The sequence below is a fragment of the Streptomyces sp. Xyl84 genome, assembly GCF_059731885.1.
Genome location: NZ_AP029182.1, coordinates 5,045,109 through 5,060,302 on the forward strand (window position 1 = coordinate 5,045,109; position 15,194 = coordinate 5,060,302).

The following is a 15,194-nucleotide window of genomic DNA, read 5'->3' on the forward strand; positions in this document are numbered from 1 at the left end:
GTTGAAATCTCGAACAGGCCTGGATCCAGGGAGGGGACCGGTCGTGGGACGCCTCGTACCTGCCGTGACCCGGGCTCTCGACATACTCGAGCTGTTCCTCGACGGGGACGGCACGCTCTCCGCCCCCGACATCGTGCGCCGGCTCCAGCTGCCGCGCACCACGGTGCACGAGCTGGTCACCACGCTCGCCGCCCGCCAGTACATCGTCCCGGTGACCGGCCAGCCCGGACGCTACCGGCTCGGCGTCCGCCCCTACCAGCTCGGCAGCCGCTACGCCGAGCAGCTCGACCTCGCCGCCGAGGGCCAGCAGGTGGCCCGCGCCGTCGCGGAGACCTGCGACGAGACGGTGCACGTGGCGATCCTGGAGGGCGCCGACGTCATCTACATCGCCAAGGTCGACTCCACGCACGCGGTCCGCATGGTCTCCGCCGCCGGCCGCCGCCTCCCGGCGCACTGCACCTCCGTCGGCAAGATGCTGCTCGCCTCCCTCCCCGAGTCCGCACTCGCCGAACGCGTCCCGGACGGCGCCGAACTGGTCGCGATGACCCCCAACAGCATCACCGATCCGGCCGCCCTGCGCGAGGCGCTGGCCGAGATCCGGCGGCGCGGTCTGGCCGTGGAGAACCGCGAGTCCAACCCCGACGTCAGCTGCGTGGCCGCCCCGGTGCGCGACCGCACCGGCCGGGTGGTCGCGGCCCTGTCCATCTCCGTGCCGATGATCCGCTGGAGCGAGGAGCGCAGGAGCGAGCTGGAGCAGCTCGCCGTGAAGGGCGCGGCCCAGCTCTCGGAACGCCTCGGCCACCGGAGCGCGGCATGACGGCGACGGCGTACGACGTGGCGGTGGGGGCCCGGGCCGAGCTGGGCGAGGGACCGACGTGGGACCCGGCGCGGGAGCGGCTGATCTGGGTGGACATCCTCTCCTCCCGGGTGCACACCTACGATCCGGCGACCGGCCGGAGCACGGTCCGCGCCACGGGCCAGCACGTGGGCGCGGCCAAGCCGCGCGCCGGCGGGGGACTGGTGCTGAACCTGCGCGACGGGGTCGGCCTGGTGGACGCGGGTCCCGAGGGCGCCTTCCGCTGGCTGCACCGCGATCCGGTGCCCGGCCGCCGCGGCAACGACGCCGCCGTGGCGCCCGACGGCTCCCTGTGGGCCGGCACCATGCGCTACGACGAGGCCCCGGGCGGCGGCACCCTGACCCGCTTCACCGGTGACGGCGCGGCCGAGCCGTTCCTGACCGACGTGACGGTGAGCAACGGCACCGGCTGGAGCCCGGACGGCCGCCGGATGTACTACGTGGACACCCCGACCCGCCGGATCGACGTCTTCGACGTCCAAGACGGCGGCCGGCGGGCCGTGAACAGACGGCCGCTGGCACAGGTGGAGGAGGGCGCCGGCTACCCGGACGGGCTGACCGTCGACGCCGGCGGATGCGTGTGGGTGGCCCTGTGGGACGGCGGCGCGGTGCGGCGCTACACCCCCGACGGCGTGCTGGACCGCGTCGTCACCCTCCCTGTCCCGCGCCCCACCGCCTGTGCCTTCGGCGGCGCGGGCCTGAGCGACCTGTACGTCACCACGGCCCGCACCGGTCTGACCGCACCGCACCCGCTGGCCGGCTCCCTCCTGGTGGTGCCGGACGCGGGCAGCGGCCTGCCCCAGCCGGCGTTCGCGGGCTGAGGCACCGGGCCTGGCGGGGTGGGCCGGGCTGAGGGAACCGTCCTGGCTGGGTGAGCCGGGCTGAGTGCACGGCCCCGGCGGCCGGCCGCGGCTGGGGGCCGGGCCTGGCGGGCGTACGCGCTGAGGGAACCGCCCTGGCGAGATGAGCCGGGGTTGAGGGAACCGCCTTGGTGGGTGCGGGCCTCGGCTGAAGGAACCGCCCTGTCCCGCAGGCCGCGGCTGCGGGCCCGGTGGCCCTACCGCTTCGCCGCCGCTGCCCCCGTTTCCGCCCCCGCCCGGTCCAGTTCCCCGAGGATCTTGCGCTCGGACGCCGTCAGCGGCGGGCCGGACAGCGGGGGCAGCAGGGGGCCGCACGCCACGTCGAGGAGCGTGCGGGGGCGGAAGAGGCGCTCCGGGCCGGTGCGCAGGCTCGTCACGTCCCACAGGGCCGCCGCCGCCCGGTGGGAGCCGGTGGCGGCCCGGGTCAGCCGGCGGCTGTAGGCCGTGGTCAGCCGGTCCGCCGCGGTCGGCCGGGCGCCGCGCGTGTCCGGGTACCAGACGTCCTGGCCGACCGCCGCCGCCCAGGCCGCGTCGACCCACCGGGCGTTCCCGCGCTGCACCCGGCGGGCCAGGCCGGGCGCGTGGGGACCGCCCCGCCGCACCTGCCCGGCCAGCAGCCGCGCGCCCAGCGCGGCCACCGACATGCCCTGCCCGTAGGCCGGGTTGAAGGTGGCCACCGCGTCGCCCAGGGCGACGAAACCCTCCGGCCAGCGCGCGGTCCTCTCCAGGTAGCGCCGCACGTTGCTGGTGCTGCGGCTGATGTGTACGCCGGTGAGGGGTTCGGCGCCGGAGGCGAGGCGGCCCACGAGCGGGCTCGGCAGGTCGAGCGCGTACGCGAGGAAGCCGTCCGGGTCGGCCGGGGGCTCACCGCCGCCGCGGGTGCCGGCGAGGCTGACCATCCAGCGGTCCTGCTCGATCGGCAGGAGCATGCCGCTGCGGCCCGGACGCGAGCGGTACGGGTCGGCCTGCACGATCGTCAGCGGGAACTGTTCGGCGCCCGCAGGCGTACGGTAGACGCGCGTGGCGTTGACCAGGCCGCAGTCGACGCTCCTGGTCCGCACGTCCGTGACGCCGATCTCCTCCAGCCAGGTGACGACGCGTGAGCCGCGCCCGCTCGCGTCGACGACGAGGTCGGCGGCCAGTTCGGTCTCCTCCCGCGTCCCGTCTTCCGCCGCGCCGGGACCGGCCGCCGCGATCCGTACCCCGCGCACCCGCTCCGCGTCGCCCACCAGTCCCACGGCCCCCGCCCTGCGGACCTCGGTGCGGGTGTGCGCGAGGACGGCGTCGCGCACCGTCCAGTCCAGCAGCGCGCGGGTGCAGCTGAGCATGCGCGGGCCGTCGTGCCGCCAGCGCCGCAGCCACCCCTCGGAGGTGAGGGCCAGCATGCCCGAGCCGAGCGGTATCTCACGGGCGCCCGCCGCCAGCAGCCGCTCGCGCACGCCGCCGCCCGGCACCAGGTCCTCCATGGCGGCCAGGCCGCCGGCCATCAGCAGATGGGCATGGCGCCCCTGGGGCAGTCCCTTGCGGTGCTCAGGGCCGTCGGGCAGGTCGTCCCGGTCGAGCACGACCACCTCGTCCACGACGCCGGACAGCGCCGCCGCGGCCAGCATGCCGGCCAGGCCGGCACCGACGATCACAGCCCTGCGCCGGCCCGGACCGCGGCCCGGGGGCAGCGGCGGCAGGGGAGGCAGGGGCGGCAGGGACAGGGACATGGGGCTCCTCGGAGTGGATCACGGGCTGAGAGCTGCGGACAGAAGTGGGCCCCGGCGGGCGGCGCCCGGCACGCGCCCTCGCCGTGTTGCCGGAAGGCCCTGGCAGCTCCGCCACAAGGACCTTCCGGCGCCTTGCGATCGCACGCACCGGACACCGCCCGCTGACCGGAACCCACTTTTGTCCGCAGCTCTCAGCCATGGGAGGTCCTCACCGTTCCTCCCCGTACGGGGGTTCCGGCCGGCGGCCGGACCAGTGCCTGCGCCAGTTCCACCAGCCCGCTCGTCCCGGACACCTCCGTGGCGTGCAGGCGGTAGCCGCTCGGCGTCGGCAGGGGCTCCTCGCGGGCGGCGGCGCGGCGGGCGGCGTCGGCGAGCATCGCCGCCTCCGCCGCGATCCGGGCGTCGTGCGGGGTGCGGCCCGCGCGCCGGGCGGCTGCCAGGGCGCGTTCGCGGACCGTGTCGTCGAAGTACGGGGCGAGGCCCAGCAGCGCGTCGTGGATGGACACCTCACGCCAGTGCAGCCGGGCCCGCGGCAACTGCCACCAGCCGCTGGGCGGTTTGGGCGCGGTCGACACGAAGCGGATCCGCTCCCACAGCGGGGCGAGGGCGCGGTAGTCGTCCAGGCTGCGCAACTGGGCGAGGGCGGACGGCAGCAGTCTGGGCAGCACGAAACCCGCCGAGCACAGCAGCGCGCCGAGGGAGGCCAGCGGCGGGGCGACCTGCGTGGACAGCACGTCCAGGTCGTGGCCCGTCCACCGGGCGGCCACCGCCGTGTACTTGGTCAGCTGGAAGCCCACCACGTCCAGCGCGGAACCGGCGAGGATGAGGCGCAGCCCGGTCCGCAGCAGTCCGGTGACCTCGCGGCTCCACTTCACGCACAGCACGCACGTCGCCAGGGTCGCCGCGCTGTGCCCGACGAGGTAGAGCAGGATCATCTCGCACAGGTACGGGGTGTTGGCGTAGTACGTGTCGAGGTCGGTGAGCCGCTCGGTGCGGGCGTCGCCCAGCGCGAACAGGGCGACGATGGCGGCGATCAGCGGGACGTAGGCGGCGATGCTGCGCAGCACCATCCGCCGGACCCGCTCGGGGGGCCCGCCACGCCAGTGGATCAGCAGGATCAGCAGCGAGCAGCTGTACGCGCTGAGCATGCCGTACGTCAGCGGGGCGCCGAAGTTGGGGATGCCGGTGAGGTCGTTGACGGCGGCCAGGGTCAGCGGTGCCGAGCAGACGAACACCAGCGAGCCGAGCACGATCGCCACGCAGGTGGACACGGTCAGCGGGTCCCGCACGGCCCGCAGCGGCCGCCGGCACAGCACGACGGCCGACAGCCCGAACAGGCCCGCCGCGAGGTAGACGACGAGGCTCACGCGCGGCACCTCCGCCCGGCCGGGCCGGCGGCGCGCGGGCGCAGCGGTCCCCTCGCGCGCGCGGGCGCGGGTGCCCCCGTCACACCGCCTCCGACGGCCGCGGGCCGTGCGCCGGGCGCTGCGCGGCCCCCAGCGTGTCGGCGATCCGCACGAGCAGCGCGGGACCGGGCACCCGCCCGCCCGGCCGGCCGTACGGCCCTCCGTCCGCACCGGGCGCCGCCGGCCCGGCGGGGACCGCCGCGAGCGGCGCGCCGCGGACCGCTTCCCCGGCGGCCGGTGCGAACCGCTCCGCGTCCGGGACGAACCGCTCCGCGTCAGGGGCGAACCGCTCGGCAACCGGTGTGAACCACTCCGCGTCCGGGGCGAACCGCTCGGCGTCCGGGGCAGGCTGGGGCCGTCCGACACCGTCGAGCAGCACCGGCCACCGGCCGCCCCCGCCCTCGGACCCCGTCACCGGCCCGACGCCGTCGAGCACCCGCAGCGGCGGACCGGCCGCCTCCTCGGTCCGCGTACCGTCCCGCGGCACACCGCGCACCGCGGCCTCCGGCGCCGCACGGCCGGCGCCGGCGTCCGGCGCCGTGAGGCCGCCCCGCGCGCCGGATGCCGCGGCCCCGGTGCCCGCCTCGCGGGCCGGGCGGCCGCCGTGCTGCCGCAGCGCCCCGGTGATGACCGCCGCCCACGCCGCGGCCTCCGCCTGCTCCGGGTCGCCGGTGGCCGCCAGGGTCCTGGTCCGGGTGCGCTCGTACAGGGCGCGGTCGAAGAACGCGTCCAGGTAGCTGAGCGCGTTGTGGATGCTGGTCTGGCGCCAGATGAGCAGTGTGGTGGGGGAGCACCAGCGCGGGCGGGGAAGCCGGAGGGCGCGGCGGGTGAGGAGGCCGTCCAGTTCCCGCTCCAGCGGTGCCAGCCGGGCGTACGTCCGCCAGGACCGCCACCACTGCGCGAGCCGGGGCCCGGTCAGCGGCACCAGGATCCCGACCGAGGTGACCAGCGCGCCGAGCCCCGCGGCGGCGGGCGACACGTCGGTGCTGAGCGCCGACCAGTCCCGCCCGGTCCAACGGGCCGCCACCGCCACCGACTTGGTCACCCCGTACCCCGCGCTGCACAGCGAACCCAGGCCCAGGAGCACCAGCCCGGCGCGCAGCCAGCCCCGCACCTCACGGGCCCAGCGCAGCGCCGAGACCGTGGTGACACTCACCGCGGCGAGGTGCGCGGCCAGGTACAGCACGATCATCTCGGCGATGAACGGCGTCGTGGCGTAGTACGTGTCCAGGTCCGTACGGCGCTCCACCGGCGCCCGGCCGAGCACGAACATGGCGGCGATGCCGACGGCCACGCACGCGTAGGCGGTCATCCAGCGGCGGGTCACCCGGCGCACCCGCTCCCCGCCCCGCCAGTGGACGACGAGGACCTGGGAGGCGGCGCTGTAGGCGGTGATGGACGCGTAGGTGAGTGGCGCGGCGAGGTTGGGCACGCCGCTGAGCCGGTTGACGGCGCCGACCGTCGGCGCGGCCCCGAGGAAGAAGCAGGCGCCCGCCAGGGCCAGCACCACGCAGATCGCGCGCAGGTAGGGGTCGCGCCGGTGGCGGACGAGGTCGGGGGTCTTCACCGCCAGGCCGAGCCACAGCGCGCCGCAGCTGAGGTAGTTGATCAGTCCGCTCATCTCCGGCGCGCCCCACGGTAGTTGAGCGCGGATCCGATGCGCCCGGCGATGTCCTCCTCGGTGCCCGGCCGCGGGACGGCGTCCGCCGGGGCCTCCTCCAGCCAGGTGCGCAGCCTGCCGCCCATGAGCATGCCGAACCGGTCCGCCTCCTGCTCGTCGGCGAGGCTGAAGTCGGTGCGTGCGGCGACGGGCCGGGGCGGGGCGCCGGGCGGGACCGGGGGCGCCGCGTCGTCCGCGTCCCGCCGGTTCATGTGCCACACCTCGTGGCAGAAGATCACGATCTGGTGCCAGGAGGCGGCCCGCCGGTCGACGACCACCACGTCCTGGGACTCGCCCTCCAGCCACAGCCCGCTGGCGGTGTGCGGCGGGAAGATCTCCCGGCGGACGACGACCCGCCGGCCGCGCCAGGCGCTGACGGAGTCGACGAGGGCGGTGAACAACGCCTCCGGGTCCACGGGGACGGGCACCCGGATGGGGTCGATGAGAGTGTCGGCGAGGCGCCGCATCTCCCGTTTCCTACGCACGCGTTTCCCCTTGTTCCCCCGTTGTTCCGCCGGGACCGCCCCCCATCATCCCCGCGCCGCCCGCACCGGGAAAAGGTGCTTTCGCGGCGCGCTCGGCCCGGTGGCCGGCACGCCGCCCCGCCCGTCGGGCGGCACCGTGCCGTGCGCGGACGCCGCACACCGCACCGCGCCCCGAGCCTACGCGGCGGGCCGCCCCCGCCCCCGCCCCGCATCGGGCCCCGCCGCCACCACCGCCGCCGTACGCGGCACCCCGGCCGGCGCACGACCGGCGCCTGGCCGATATCCGACTCACGGCCCTCGGTGCCCGAACGACGTCCCCTCCGTGCCCGTTCCGTGCCCGTTCCGTGCCCGTGCGATCCCCGTCCAGCCCCCGGACGGTGCCCGTCCGGCGCCCGTCCGGCCCCGGCCGTCACCACGCCGACGCGGCGCCGCGCCGTCCCCGAGCCGCCCGCCGGCCGTCCGGAAGTCTTGTCCGACCCATTGACGCGCAAGCGCATCGATTCTACGGTCCCGTTCGAAGTTACGAGCATGTTTCGAAATCTCGAACAGTGAGGGCGGGTAATGGGACGACCTGGCCTGAATCGCAGGCAACTTCTCGCCGCCGCGGGCGGCGTGGCGGTCGCGGGCAGCTTCGGTTTCGCCGCGCTCGGCGCGGGCGCCGACGCCCTCGCCGCGAGCGCCCGCACCCGGGTGCGGTACTGGAACCTCTTCCAGGGCGGCGACGGCGCCAACATGGCCACGATGGTGGACGCCTTCCGCGCCGCCCACCCCGACGTGGCCGTCAAGGACTCCACGCTCACCTGGGGCGGCCCCTACTACACCAAGCTCGCCATGGCCGCCGCCGGCAACCGCGCACCGGACCTGGCCGTCATGCACCAGGGCCGCATCCCCGGCTTCGCGCCGGGCCGCCTCCTGGACCCCTTCGACATGGACCTCCTCACCCGGTACGGCGTCAGGGAGGCGGACTTCAACCCCGTGCTGTGGAAGCGCGGCATCGTCGACGGCAAGCTGTACGCGCTGCCCCTGGACATCCACGTCCAGCTCTGCTTCTACCGCAAGGACGTCTGCGCGAAGGCGGGCCTGCTCGACGAGCACGGCCGGCTGCCGGCCGCCACCAGCACCGACGACTGGTTCGCCGTCCTGCGCGCGGCCCGCAAGCAGCTGAAGAACGGTGTGCAGACCCTCGGCCTGCACGCCAACGACCAGAACTTCTGCTGGTGGTTCTTCGTCGCCTTCTACCAGCAGCTCGCCGGCACCTACTTCACCGACGACCGCACCGACGTCACCTTCGACACCGACAAGGCCACCGAGATCCTGGAGTTCTTCCGCAAGCACGTCACCGACGGGTACACCGTCGCGGGCGAGGCCGACGGCGAGGCCTTCCTGGCCGGATCCCCCTTCACCTGGGAGGGCGACTGGTCCGTCCCGTACTTCGGCGACCAGGTCGAGTACGGTGCCCAGCCGCTGCCGCCCGTCTTCGGCAGGCCCGCCACCCACGCCGAGTCGCACTCCTTCGTCCTGCCCCACCAGTCCGGCCGCGGCGGCGCCGCCAACGAGGGCGCCCACCGGCTCGCCGCCCACCTCGTGCGGCACGCCACCGCGTGGGCGGGCGGCGGCCACGTCCCCGCCTATCTGCCCACCTTCAAGGACCCCGCCTACCTGGAACTGGCCCCGCAGGACGAGTACTCCCGCCCGGCCATGGAGCACCCGGCCACCGAACCGCGCATCTGGTTCGCCGGCTCCACCGGCACCCTCGCCCAGCGCATCGGCCCGGTCATCGCCTCCTCCAACCTCGGCTCGGCGAAGCCGCCCACGGCCGCCCGCCGGATGCGCGGCGTCCTGGAGGAGCTGCTCGCCATGAAGAACCCCATGGACGGACGCACCGCCGCCCAGGAGCTGACGGGAGCCGCCGCATGAGCAGCACCACCGTCGCCACCGGCACCGCCCTGCGCCCGCGGACCACCACCGCCACCGACTCGGCCCGCGTCCGCTGGGGCCGCCGCTTCCAGCACGGAGGCTGGTTCGTCGCCCCCTTCCTCCTGCTGTACGCGCTGTTCGTCGTCCTGCCGGTCGTCCGCGGCCTCTACCTCAGCTTCACCGACGCCAACATCTCCGGCGACCACACCCGCTTCGTCGGCCTGGCCAACTACCGCGAGGCGCTGCACGACCCGCTGGTGTGGGACGCGCTGTGGCACAGCGTGCGGTTCACCCTCGAAGTCGTGCCCTGCATCGTCGTCGTCGCCCTGCTGATGGCACTGATCGCCCACCACGTCACCCACCTCAAGTGGCTGTGGCGGCTGTGCTTCTTCGCGCCCTTCCTGCTGCCGTCCGCGGTCGTCGGCAACTTGTGGAAGTGGCTGCTCCAGCCCACCAACGGCATGATCAACCACCTGCTCGGCCTCAACACCCCCTGGCTCACCCAGAAGTCCACGGCCCTGCTCGCCGTCGTCATCGCCACCCTGTGGTGGACCGTCGGCTTCTCGTTCCTGCTCTACCTGGCCGCGCTGCAGAACATCCCGCAGCACCTGTACGAGGCGGCCGAACTCGACGGCGCGGGCCCCTTCCAGCGGATGCTGCACATCACCGTCCCCAACCTGCGCGCCATCACCGGCCTCGTCCTCGCCCTCCAGGTGCTCGCCTCGCTCCAGGTCTTCGACCAGGCCGTCGTCATGTACGACTTCGGGCCCGGACCGGAGGAATCCACCCGCACCTTCGTCCAGTACACCCTCGAACAGGGCTTCACCAGCTACCGCGTGGGCTACGCCTCCGCCATCTCCTTCGTCCTGTTCGTCATCGTCGCCACCGTCGCCCTGGCCCGGATGTGGCTGCTGCGCCACCGTGAGGAGACCGCCCGATGACGACCCCGGCCCCCGCCGCGCGCCGGCCGCGCGGCACCTGGACCCCCGGCCAGATCGCCCTCACCCTCGTGGCCGCCCTCCTCTCCCTCCTGTGGATCTCGCCGCTCGCCTGGGCCCTGTCCACCTCCCTGAAGTCCCCGGCCGAGTCCGTCGCCTCCCCGCACTGGATCCCCGACCACGTCACCCTCGGTTCCTGGAAGGCGGTCTTCACGGCGGGCGACATCCCGAACTGGTTCGTGAACTCCGTCGTCGTCTCCGTCTGCGTCACCTTCATCGTGCTGCTGGTGAGCGCGCTGGCCGGATACGGCTTCGCCCGCACCGTGTTCCGCGGCAAGTCCGCGCTGATGGCGCTCACCATGGCCGGGCTGATGTTCTCCCCGGCGATCCTCGGCGTCCCGCTGTTCACCACCGTGCAGTCGCTCGGCATGGTCGACACCTACTGGGGCATGATCCTGCCGCAGTGCGCCCCGGCCGCGATGGTCCTCATCCTCTACAAGTTCTTCCAGTCCCTGCCCAGGGAGCTGGAGGAGGCCGCGTTCATCGACGGCGCCGGCCGCTGGCGGATCTTCTTCACCATCGTGCTGCCGCTGTCCAAGCCGTCCCTGTCGGCGGTCGGCATCTTCACCTTCATCGCCTCCTGGAACAACTTCCTGTGGCCCTACATGGTGACGAACAACCCCGACCTGATGACCATGCCCAACGGCATCGCCACCGTGCAGAACGCCTGGGGCATCGTCTGGCCCCAGCTCATGGCCGGCGGCCTCGTCGCGGGCCTGCCGCTGATCATCGTCTTCGTCTTCTTCCAGAGCCAGATCGTGCGGGGCGTCGCCCACACCGGCCTGGCGGGCCAGTGACCCGTCCCGGCCCCCGCTTCCCCGGGTTTCGCCCGCCTGACCGAAAGGACCCCATGCGCACCGCCCGTCTCACCCTCGACCCCGCCTTCACCGTCGGCGCCGTCGACCCCCGGATCTTCGGCTCCTTCGTCGAACACCTCGGCCGCTGCGTCTACACCGGTGTCTTCGAGCCCGGCCACCCGGCCGCCGACGAGGCCGGCCTGCGCACCGACGTGCTCGACCTGGTGCGCGAACTCGGCGTCACCGCGATCCGCTACCCCGGCGGCAACTTCGTCTCCGGCTACCGCTGGGAGGACTCCGTCGGCCCCGTCGAGGACCGCCCGCGCCGCCTCGACCTCGCCTGGCGCTCCACCGAGTCCAACCGCTTCGGCCTGTCCGAGTACATCGCGTTCCTGAAGAAGATCGGCCCGCAGGCCGAACCCATGATGGCCGTCAACCTCGGCACGCGCGGTGTCGCCGAGGCCCTGGAACTCCAGGAGTACGCCAACCACCCCTCGGGCACCGCCCTGTCGGACCTGCGGATCGCCCACGGCGACAAGGACCCCTTCGGTATCCGCCTGTGGTGCCTGGGCAACGAGATGGACGGCCCCTGGCAGACCGGGCACAAGACCGCCGCCGAGTACGGCCGCCTCGCCGCCGAGACCGCGCGGGCGATGCGCCAGATCGACCCGGACGTCCAGCTCGTGGCCTGCGGCTCCTCCGGCCAGTCCATGCCCACCTTCGCCGAGTGGGAGGCGACCGTCCTTCAGGAGACGTACGACCTCGTCGACCACATCTCCCTGCACGCCTACTACGAGCCGCACGACGGCGACGTCGACTCCTTCCTCGCCTCCGCCGTCGACATGGAGTCCTTCATCGAGAACGTGGTGGCCACCTGCGACCACGTCGGCGCCCGCCTCAAGTCGAAGAAGAAGATCAACCTCTCCTTCGACGAGTGGAACGTCTGGTACATGTCCCGCTCCGAGGAGCAGGCCCGCGCCGCCGACCCGGCCCACTGGCCCGAGGCCCCGCGGCTGCTGGAGGACAACTACAGCGTCCTGGACGCCGTCGTCTTCGGCTCCCTGCTCATCGCCCTGCTCCGGCACGCCGACCGGGTCACCGTCGCCTGCCTCGCCCAGCTCGTCAACGTCATCGCCCCGATCATGACCGAACCCGGCGGCCCCGCCTGGCGGCAGACCACGTTCTTCCCCTTCGCCCAGGCCTCGAAGTACGGCCGCGGCCAGGTCCTCGACGTCCGCGTGGACTCACCGTCGTACCAGACGCGCAAGTACGGCACCGCCGACCTGCTGCACGCCACCGCGGTCCGCGCCGAGGACGGCACCGTCACCGTCTTCGCCGTCAACCGCGACCGCACCGCCGCGCTGCCCCTGGAGGTCACCCTGAACGGCCTCGGCCTCACCCGGGTCGTCGAGCACAGCGTCCTCGCGGACGCCGACCCCGACGCCCGCAACACCCTCGCCGAACCCGACCGCGTCACCCCGCACCCGGCCGAGGGCACCGCCCTGAGCGACGGCACACTGACCGCGGCCCTGGAACCCCTCTCCTGGAACGTGATCCGCCTGGCGTGAAGGCCCGTGGACCTGCGAGGCCCGACGGTCGACGGGCCCGCGGGGCACCTGACGCGAGGCGGGCTCAGCGGCCGGGGGAGGACACCGGTGCCACCGGCACCCCTCCGGCCGCGCGGCCCAGCAGCGTCAGCCGCACCTGCCCCGGACCCGCCTCGCCCGAGCCCCCCGACAGGACGGCCAGCGCGAGCGTGTTGGTGCCCCGGGTGCGCAGGATGCCGTTCGGCAGCACGAACGTGTGCTGTGGGCCCACGTCGTTGACGTACTGGCCCAGGTTCCAGCCGTTCAGGAAGATCTGCGCCCGGTAGGAGCGGTGCGGCTCGTCCTGGAGGGTCAGCCCCACCGAGGCGTCCACCCCCGCGTCCACCGCCGGCCGGAACGTCGTCCGGTACCAGGTCACGCCCTGGCGCCGCACGGCACGCGGGAAGGACACCCTCTCCCAGTCGCCGTCCGCGAAGCCGGGCAGGTGCCAGCCCTCCCGCTCCCCGTACAGCCCGCCGTTGTTGAGCGGCCCGCGCACCGGATCGGGCGCGCCCGCGCCCTGGATGCGCCAGCGCACCCGCGGCGTGCCGCCGGTGAAGGTCACCGCCGTCAGCCCGCGCGCCGCACCGGACACGTCCTGCCCGGTGCCGCCCTGCTCGTGCGCCATCGGCCGCACCAGCACCGACAGCACGTGCCGCCCGCCGGTGCGCAGCCGCTCGGGCACGGCGAGGACGGCCGTGTCCGTCCAGGTCCCCCGGCCCGCCGCGTCCGCGCGCGGCACCGGCATGCGGCGCGTGCCCAGCGGCTCCCCGTCCAGCCACGCCATCAGCAGCCCCTGGGTGCCCGTGCTGTGGGCCAGGGACACCGACGCGATGCCGGACGCGTCCGTGAAGGTGCCCCGGTACCAGACGTCGCCGTAGTGGAAGCCGTAGTCGTCGGCGAACAGCACCGGCTGCCCCTCGGGGACGGGCGTGGTGCCGTACGAGGACGTCAGGTCGGCCTTCCGCCACGCCGAGTCGTCGAAACCGGGCGCGGACTCGGGGTTCTCCGCGCGCGCCCGCCAGCCGCCCAGCACGGGCAGCTCCACCGCGGGCGCCCCCTCCAGCGGCGCGAGGGAGCGCAGACTGCCGGTGCCGGTGGGGACGGTGCGCACCGGGCGGCCGTTCCACGTCAGCGCCGTCACGCCCTGCGGCGCCCAGACCTCCAGCTTCGCGGCCTCCACGGTGTCACCGGTCAGGTGCAGCGTCGCGCCCTCGACGACCGCCGAGCGCAGCAGCCTCGGCCCGCACACCAGCAACGAGCCCGACGGCGTCTCCCACGGCCACAGCCGCGAGGACGTCCGGTCGTCGGCGAACAGCATCAGCACCGCCCGGTCGACGGTCTCGCCCGCCTCCACCCGCGCCCCGGCCAGCCCCGCCCCGAAGGGGACGGTGATCCGCACCAGCCGGCGTTCGTACACGTAGGCGACCTGCTGGCTCAGCCGGGTGACCATCGGCTCCCCGGCCGCCTCCAGGGCCAGCCGGGCCGAGTCCCCGCGCCGCCCGCAGAACACCACGATGTCCTGCCGGCCGACGGTGAGGTACGCCATCGGCTGGGCGGTGGCGTACCGCAGTCTCAGCAGCCCCAGCCGCATCCGGGACAGCGCGATCCGGGCGTCCCGGGCGGGTACGGTCACCGGCAGGTCCTCGCCGGCGGCGGGCAGCGTGGTGGTGACGTCCTCGCCGGTGTCGTTGCGCAGGACGTGCACCCGGGCGCCCGTGTCCGGATTGCTCAGGTGGTACGTGGTGAGCCCGCGCGCGGTGCCGCCCTCGGCCCGGTCCAGCTTGGCGAGGTCGGGGACGTACCGCAGCATGTGCCCGATCTGGTGCGTCGCCACCGCCTTGTCGGTGACCTGCCGCCCCTCGTCGATCGCGGCACCGTAGTCGTAGGACGTGTACACCTGCGGGGCCGGCAGCCAGCCCCAGGAGGTGCCGCCGAAGGCCATGTACGTGGTGTGCAGGGTGAGGCCGTGGGCGAGGTCGGTCAGCAGCGTGCGCCGCTCGTGGGCCGCGTCGCGGGTGCGCCGCGCCCCCGCGTACCCTTCGCCGCCGAGGACGGCCCCGCCCCAGGGGTCCGCACCGCCGCCGGACTCCGGCAGGAACCCCGACGGCCGCGGGAAGGACGCCGGGGCCCACCGGCCGCCGCTGCCGTCACCGTGGAAGAGGGGCACGTCGATGCCGTCGGCGCGCACCTTCCGGTACAGCCGGGACACGGCGGCGGTCCCCGCGGCCCCGGCGGCCTCGTCCTCCAGCTGGTACAGCAGCACGGTCCCGTCACCCTTGGTGAACAGGTGCCGGGCGGCGATGGCGTTCACGCGCCCGAGCCACTCGCCGGCGTGCGCGAGGAGGTCCGCTTCGCCGGCGCCCGCGGTCCTCGCCGTGGCCGCCAGCCAGCCGGGCAGCCCGCCGCCGTCGACGTCGGCGCCGATGCGCGGACCCGGCCGCAGGACGACGTACAGCCCCGTCTCGGCGGCGGTGCGCAGGAAGAGACCGAGGTCCCGCACCCCGGTGAAGTCGTACGCCCCCGGCGCGGGGGAGTGCAGGTTCCACGCCAGGCGCACGCTGACCGCGTTGTGGCCGTGGGCCCGCATCTTCTGCAGCACGTCCCGCCACAGCGAGGGGCTGGGCAGCCGGAACGGGTGCATCTCACCGGCCCACAGCACCAGCCGCCGCCCGTCCACCAGCAGCGAGTAGTGGTCGAAGCCGACGGTGTGGCGCCGCCCGTCGGCGGACGGCACGGGCGGCGGGGGCCCGGTCGGCACACCGCGCACCGCGAACGCCGCCGACGCCCCCGGCCCGCCGCTGCCGCCCAGCGCGAGACCGAGCGCGGCGGAGCCCGCGAGGGCGCTGAATGTACGTCTGCTGAGCGCCAAGGTGTGTGCCTCCCGGGCGGATATTACGGGGCGCGGGTCCCGCCA

The 15,194-nt window shown here is 74.6% G+C and carries 11 protein-coding genes; 6 read left to right on the forward strand and 5 right to left on the reverse strand.

Translation table 11 applies throughout. The features are described 5' to 3' along the window. Nucleotides 1-43 precede the first annotated feature (43 nt). Both AC6I72_RS21855 and AC6I72_RS21860 read left to right on the forward strand, forming a co-directional pair. The gene (locus AC6I72_RS21855) at nucleotides 44-817 is read left to right on the forward strand and encodes an IclR family transcriptional regulator (protein ID WP_037854245.1); all 774 of its coding nucleotides are present in this window, start codon (nucleotides 44-46) and stop codon (nucleotides 815-817) included. Continuing rightward, on the forward strand, nucleotides 814-1,677 hold the full coding sequence (locus AC6I72_RS21860) for an SMP-30/gluconolactonase/LRE family protein (protein WP_498002823.1): 864 nt from the start codon (nucleotides 814-816) through the stop codon (nucleotides 1,675-1,677). The genes AC6I72_RS21855 and AC6I72_RS21860 overlap by 4 nt, the downstream gene beginning before the upstream one ends. Nucleotides 1,678-1,913: 236 nt before the next feature. On the opposite strand, the gene AC6I72_RS21865 is transcribed toward AC6I72_RS21860, so the two are convergent. The 4 genes from AC6I72_RS21865 to AC6I72_RS21880 form a co-directional block, all read right to left on the reverse strand. Continuing rightward, complete coding sequence (locus AC6I72_RS21865; protein WP_498004769.1) at nucleotides 1,914-3,326, reverse strand: FAD-dependent monooxygenase family protein; 1,413 nt, start codon at nucleotides 3,324-3,326, stop codon at nucleotides 1,914-1,916. Nucleotides 3,327-3,619: 293 nt separating this feature from the next. Further along, nucleotides 3,620-4,795 (reverse strand): MAB_1171c family putative transporter, encoded by a 1,176-nt coding sequence (locus AC6I72_RS21870; protein ID WP_498002824.1) that lies wholly within the window; start codon nucleotides 4,793-4,795, stop codon nucleotides 3,620-3,622. A gap of 79 nt (nucleotides 4,796-4,874) precedes the next feature. Further along, nucleotides 4,875-6,455 carry an MAB_1171c family putative transporter gene (locus AC6I72_RS21875; protein ID WP_498002825.1) on the reverse strand — a complete coding sequence of 527 codons (1,581 nt, stop codon included), beginning with the start codon at nucleotides 6,453-6,455 and terminating at the stop codon, nucleotides 4,875-4,877. Then, nucleotides 6,452-6,961, reverse strand: a complete 510-nt coding sequence (locus tag AC6I72_RS21880; protein ID WP_498004770.1) for a toxin — start codon at nucleotides 6,959-6,961, stop codon at nucleotides 6,452-6,454. The genes AC6I72_RS21875 and AC6I72_RS21880 overlap by 4 nt, the downstream gene beginning before the upstream one ends. Nucleotides 6,962-7,540: 579 nt before the next feature. Here AC6I72_RS21880 and AC6I72_RS21885 point away from each other — a divergent pair. Genes AC6I72_RS21885 through arfA form a run of 4 tightly spaced genes read left to right on the forward strand, consistent with a single transcriptional unit; the run spans nucleotide 7,541 to nucleotide 12,259 of the window. After that, on the forward strand, nucleotides 7,541-8,896 hold the full coding sequence (locus AC6I72_RS21885; protein WP_498002826.1) for an extracellular solute-binding protein: 1,356 nt from the start codon (nucleotides 7,541-7,543) through the stop codon (nucleotides 8,894-8,896). Next, nucleotides 8,893-9,837, forward strand: a complete 945-nt coding sequence (locus AC6I72_RS21890) for a carbohydrate ABC transporter permease (RefSeq protein ID WP_498002827.1) — start codon at nucleotides 8,893-8,895, stop codon at nucleotides 9,835-9,837. Before AC6I72_RS21885 ends, AC6I72_RS21890 begins: the two co-directional genes overlap by 4 nt. Then, on the forward strand, nucleotides 9,834-10,691 hold the full coding sequence (locus AC6I72_RS21895; RefSeq protein ID WP_498002828.1) for a carbohydrate ABC transporter permease: 858 nt from the start codon (nucleotides 9,834-9,836) through the stop codon (nucleotides 10,689-10,691). The genes AC6I72_RS21890 and AC6I72_RS21895 overlap by 4 nt, the downstream gene beginning before the upstream one ends. 53 nt (nucleotides 10,692-10,744) lie before the next feature. Continuing rightward, the gene (gene arfA / locus AC6I72_RS21900; RefSeq protein ID WP_498002829.1) at nucleotides 10,745-12,259 is read left to right on the forward strand and encodes an arabinosylfuranosidase ArfA; all 1,515 of its coding nucleotides are present in this window, start codon (nucleotides 10,745-10,747) and stop codon (nucleotides 12,257-12,259) included. A 64-nt stretch (nucleotides 12,260-12,323) separates the two neighbouring features. On the opposite strand, the gene AC6I72_RS21905 is transcribed toward arfA, so the two are convergent. After that, complete coding sequence (locus tag AC6I72_RS21905; RefSeq protein WP_498002830.1) at nucleotides 12,324-15,149, reverse strand: glycoside hydrolase family 35 protein; 2,826 nt, start codon at nucleotides 15,147-15,149, stop codon at nucleotides 12,324-12,326. Nucleotides 15,150-15,194 lie beyond the last annotated feature (45 nt).

Excerpts from the sequence above, each read along its gene's own strand:
- AC6I72_RS21860 (WP_498002823.1), top strand. The coding sequence starts at position 814 with ATGACGGCGACGGCGTACGACGTGGCGGTGGGGGCCCGGGCCGAGCTG.
- AC6I72_RS21865 (WP_498004769.1), bottom strand. The coding sequence starts at position 3,326 with ATGCTGGCCGCGGCGGCGCTGTCCGGCGTCGTGGACGAGGTGGTCGTG.
- AC6I72_RS21875 (WP_498002825.1), bottom strand. The coding sequence starts at position 6,455 with ATGAGCGGACTGATCAACTACCTCAGCTGCGGCGCGCTGTGGCTCGGC.
- AC6I72_RS21880 (WP_498004770.1), bottom strand. The coding sequence starts at position 6,961 with ATGCGGCGCCTCGCCGACACTCTCATCGACCCCATCCGGGTGCCCGTC.
- AC6I72_RS21885 (WP_498002826.1), top strand. The coding sequence starts at position 7,541 with ATGGGACGACCTGGCCTGAATCGCAGGCAACTTCTCGCCGCCGCGGGC.
- AC6I72_RS21890 (WP_498002827.1), top strand. The coding sequence starts at position 8,893 with ATGAGCAGCACCACCGTCGCCACCGGCACCGCCCTGCGCCCGCGGACC.
- AC6I72_RS21895 (WP_498002828.1), top strand. The coding sequence starts at position 9,834 with ATGACGACCCCGGCCCCCGCCGCGCGCCGGCCGCGCGGCACCTGGACC.
- arfA (WP_498002829.1), top strand. The coding sequence starts at position 10,745 with ATGCGCACCGCCCGTCTCACCCTCGACCCCGCCTTCACCGTCGGCGCC.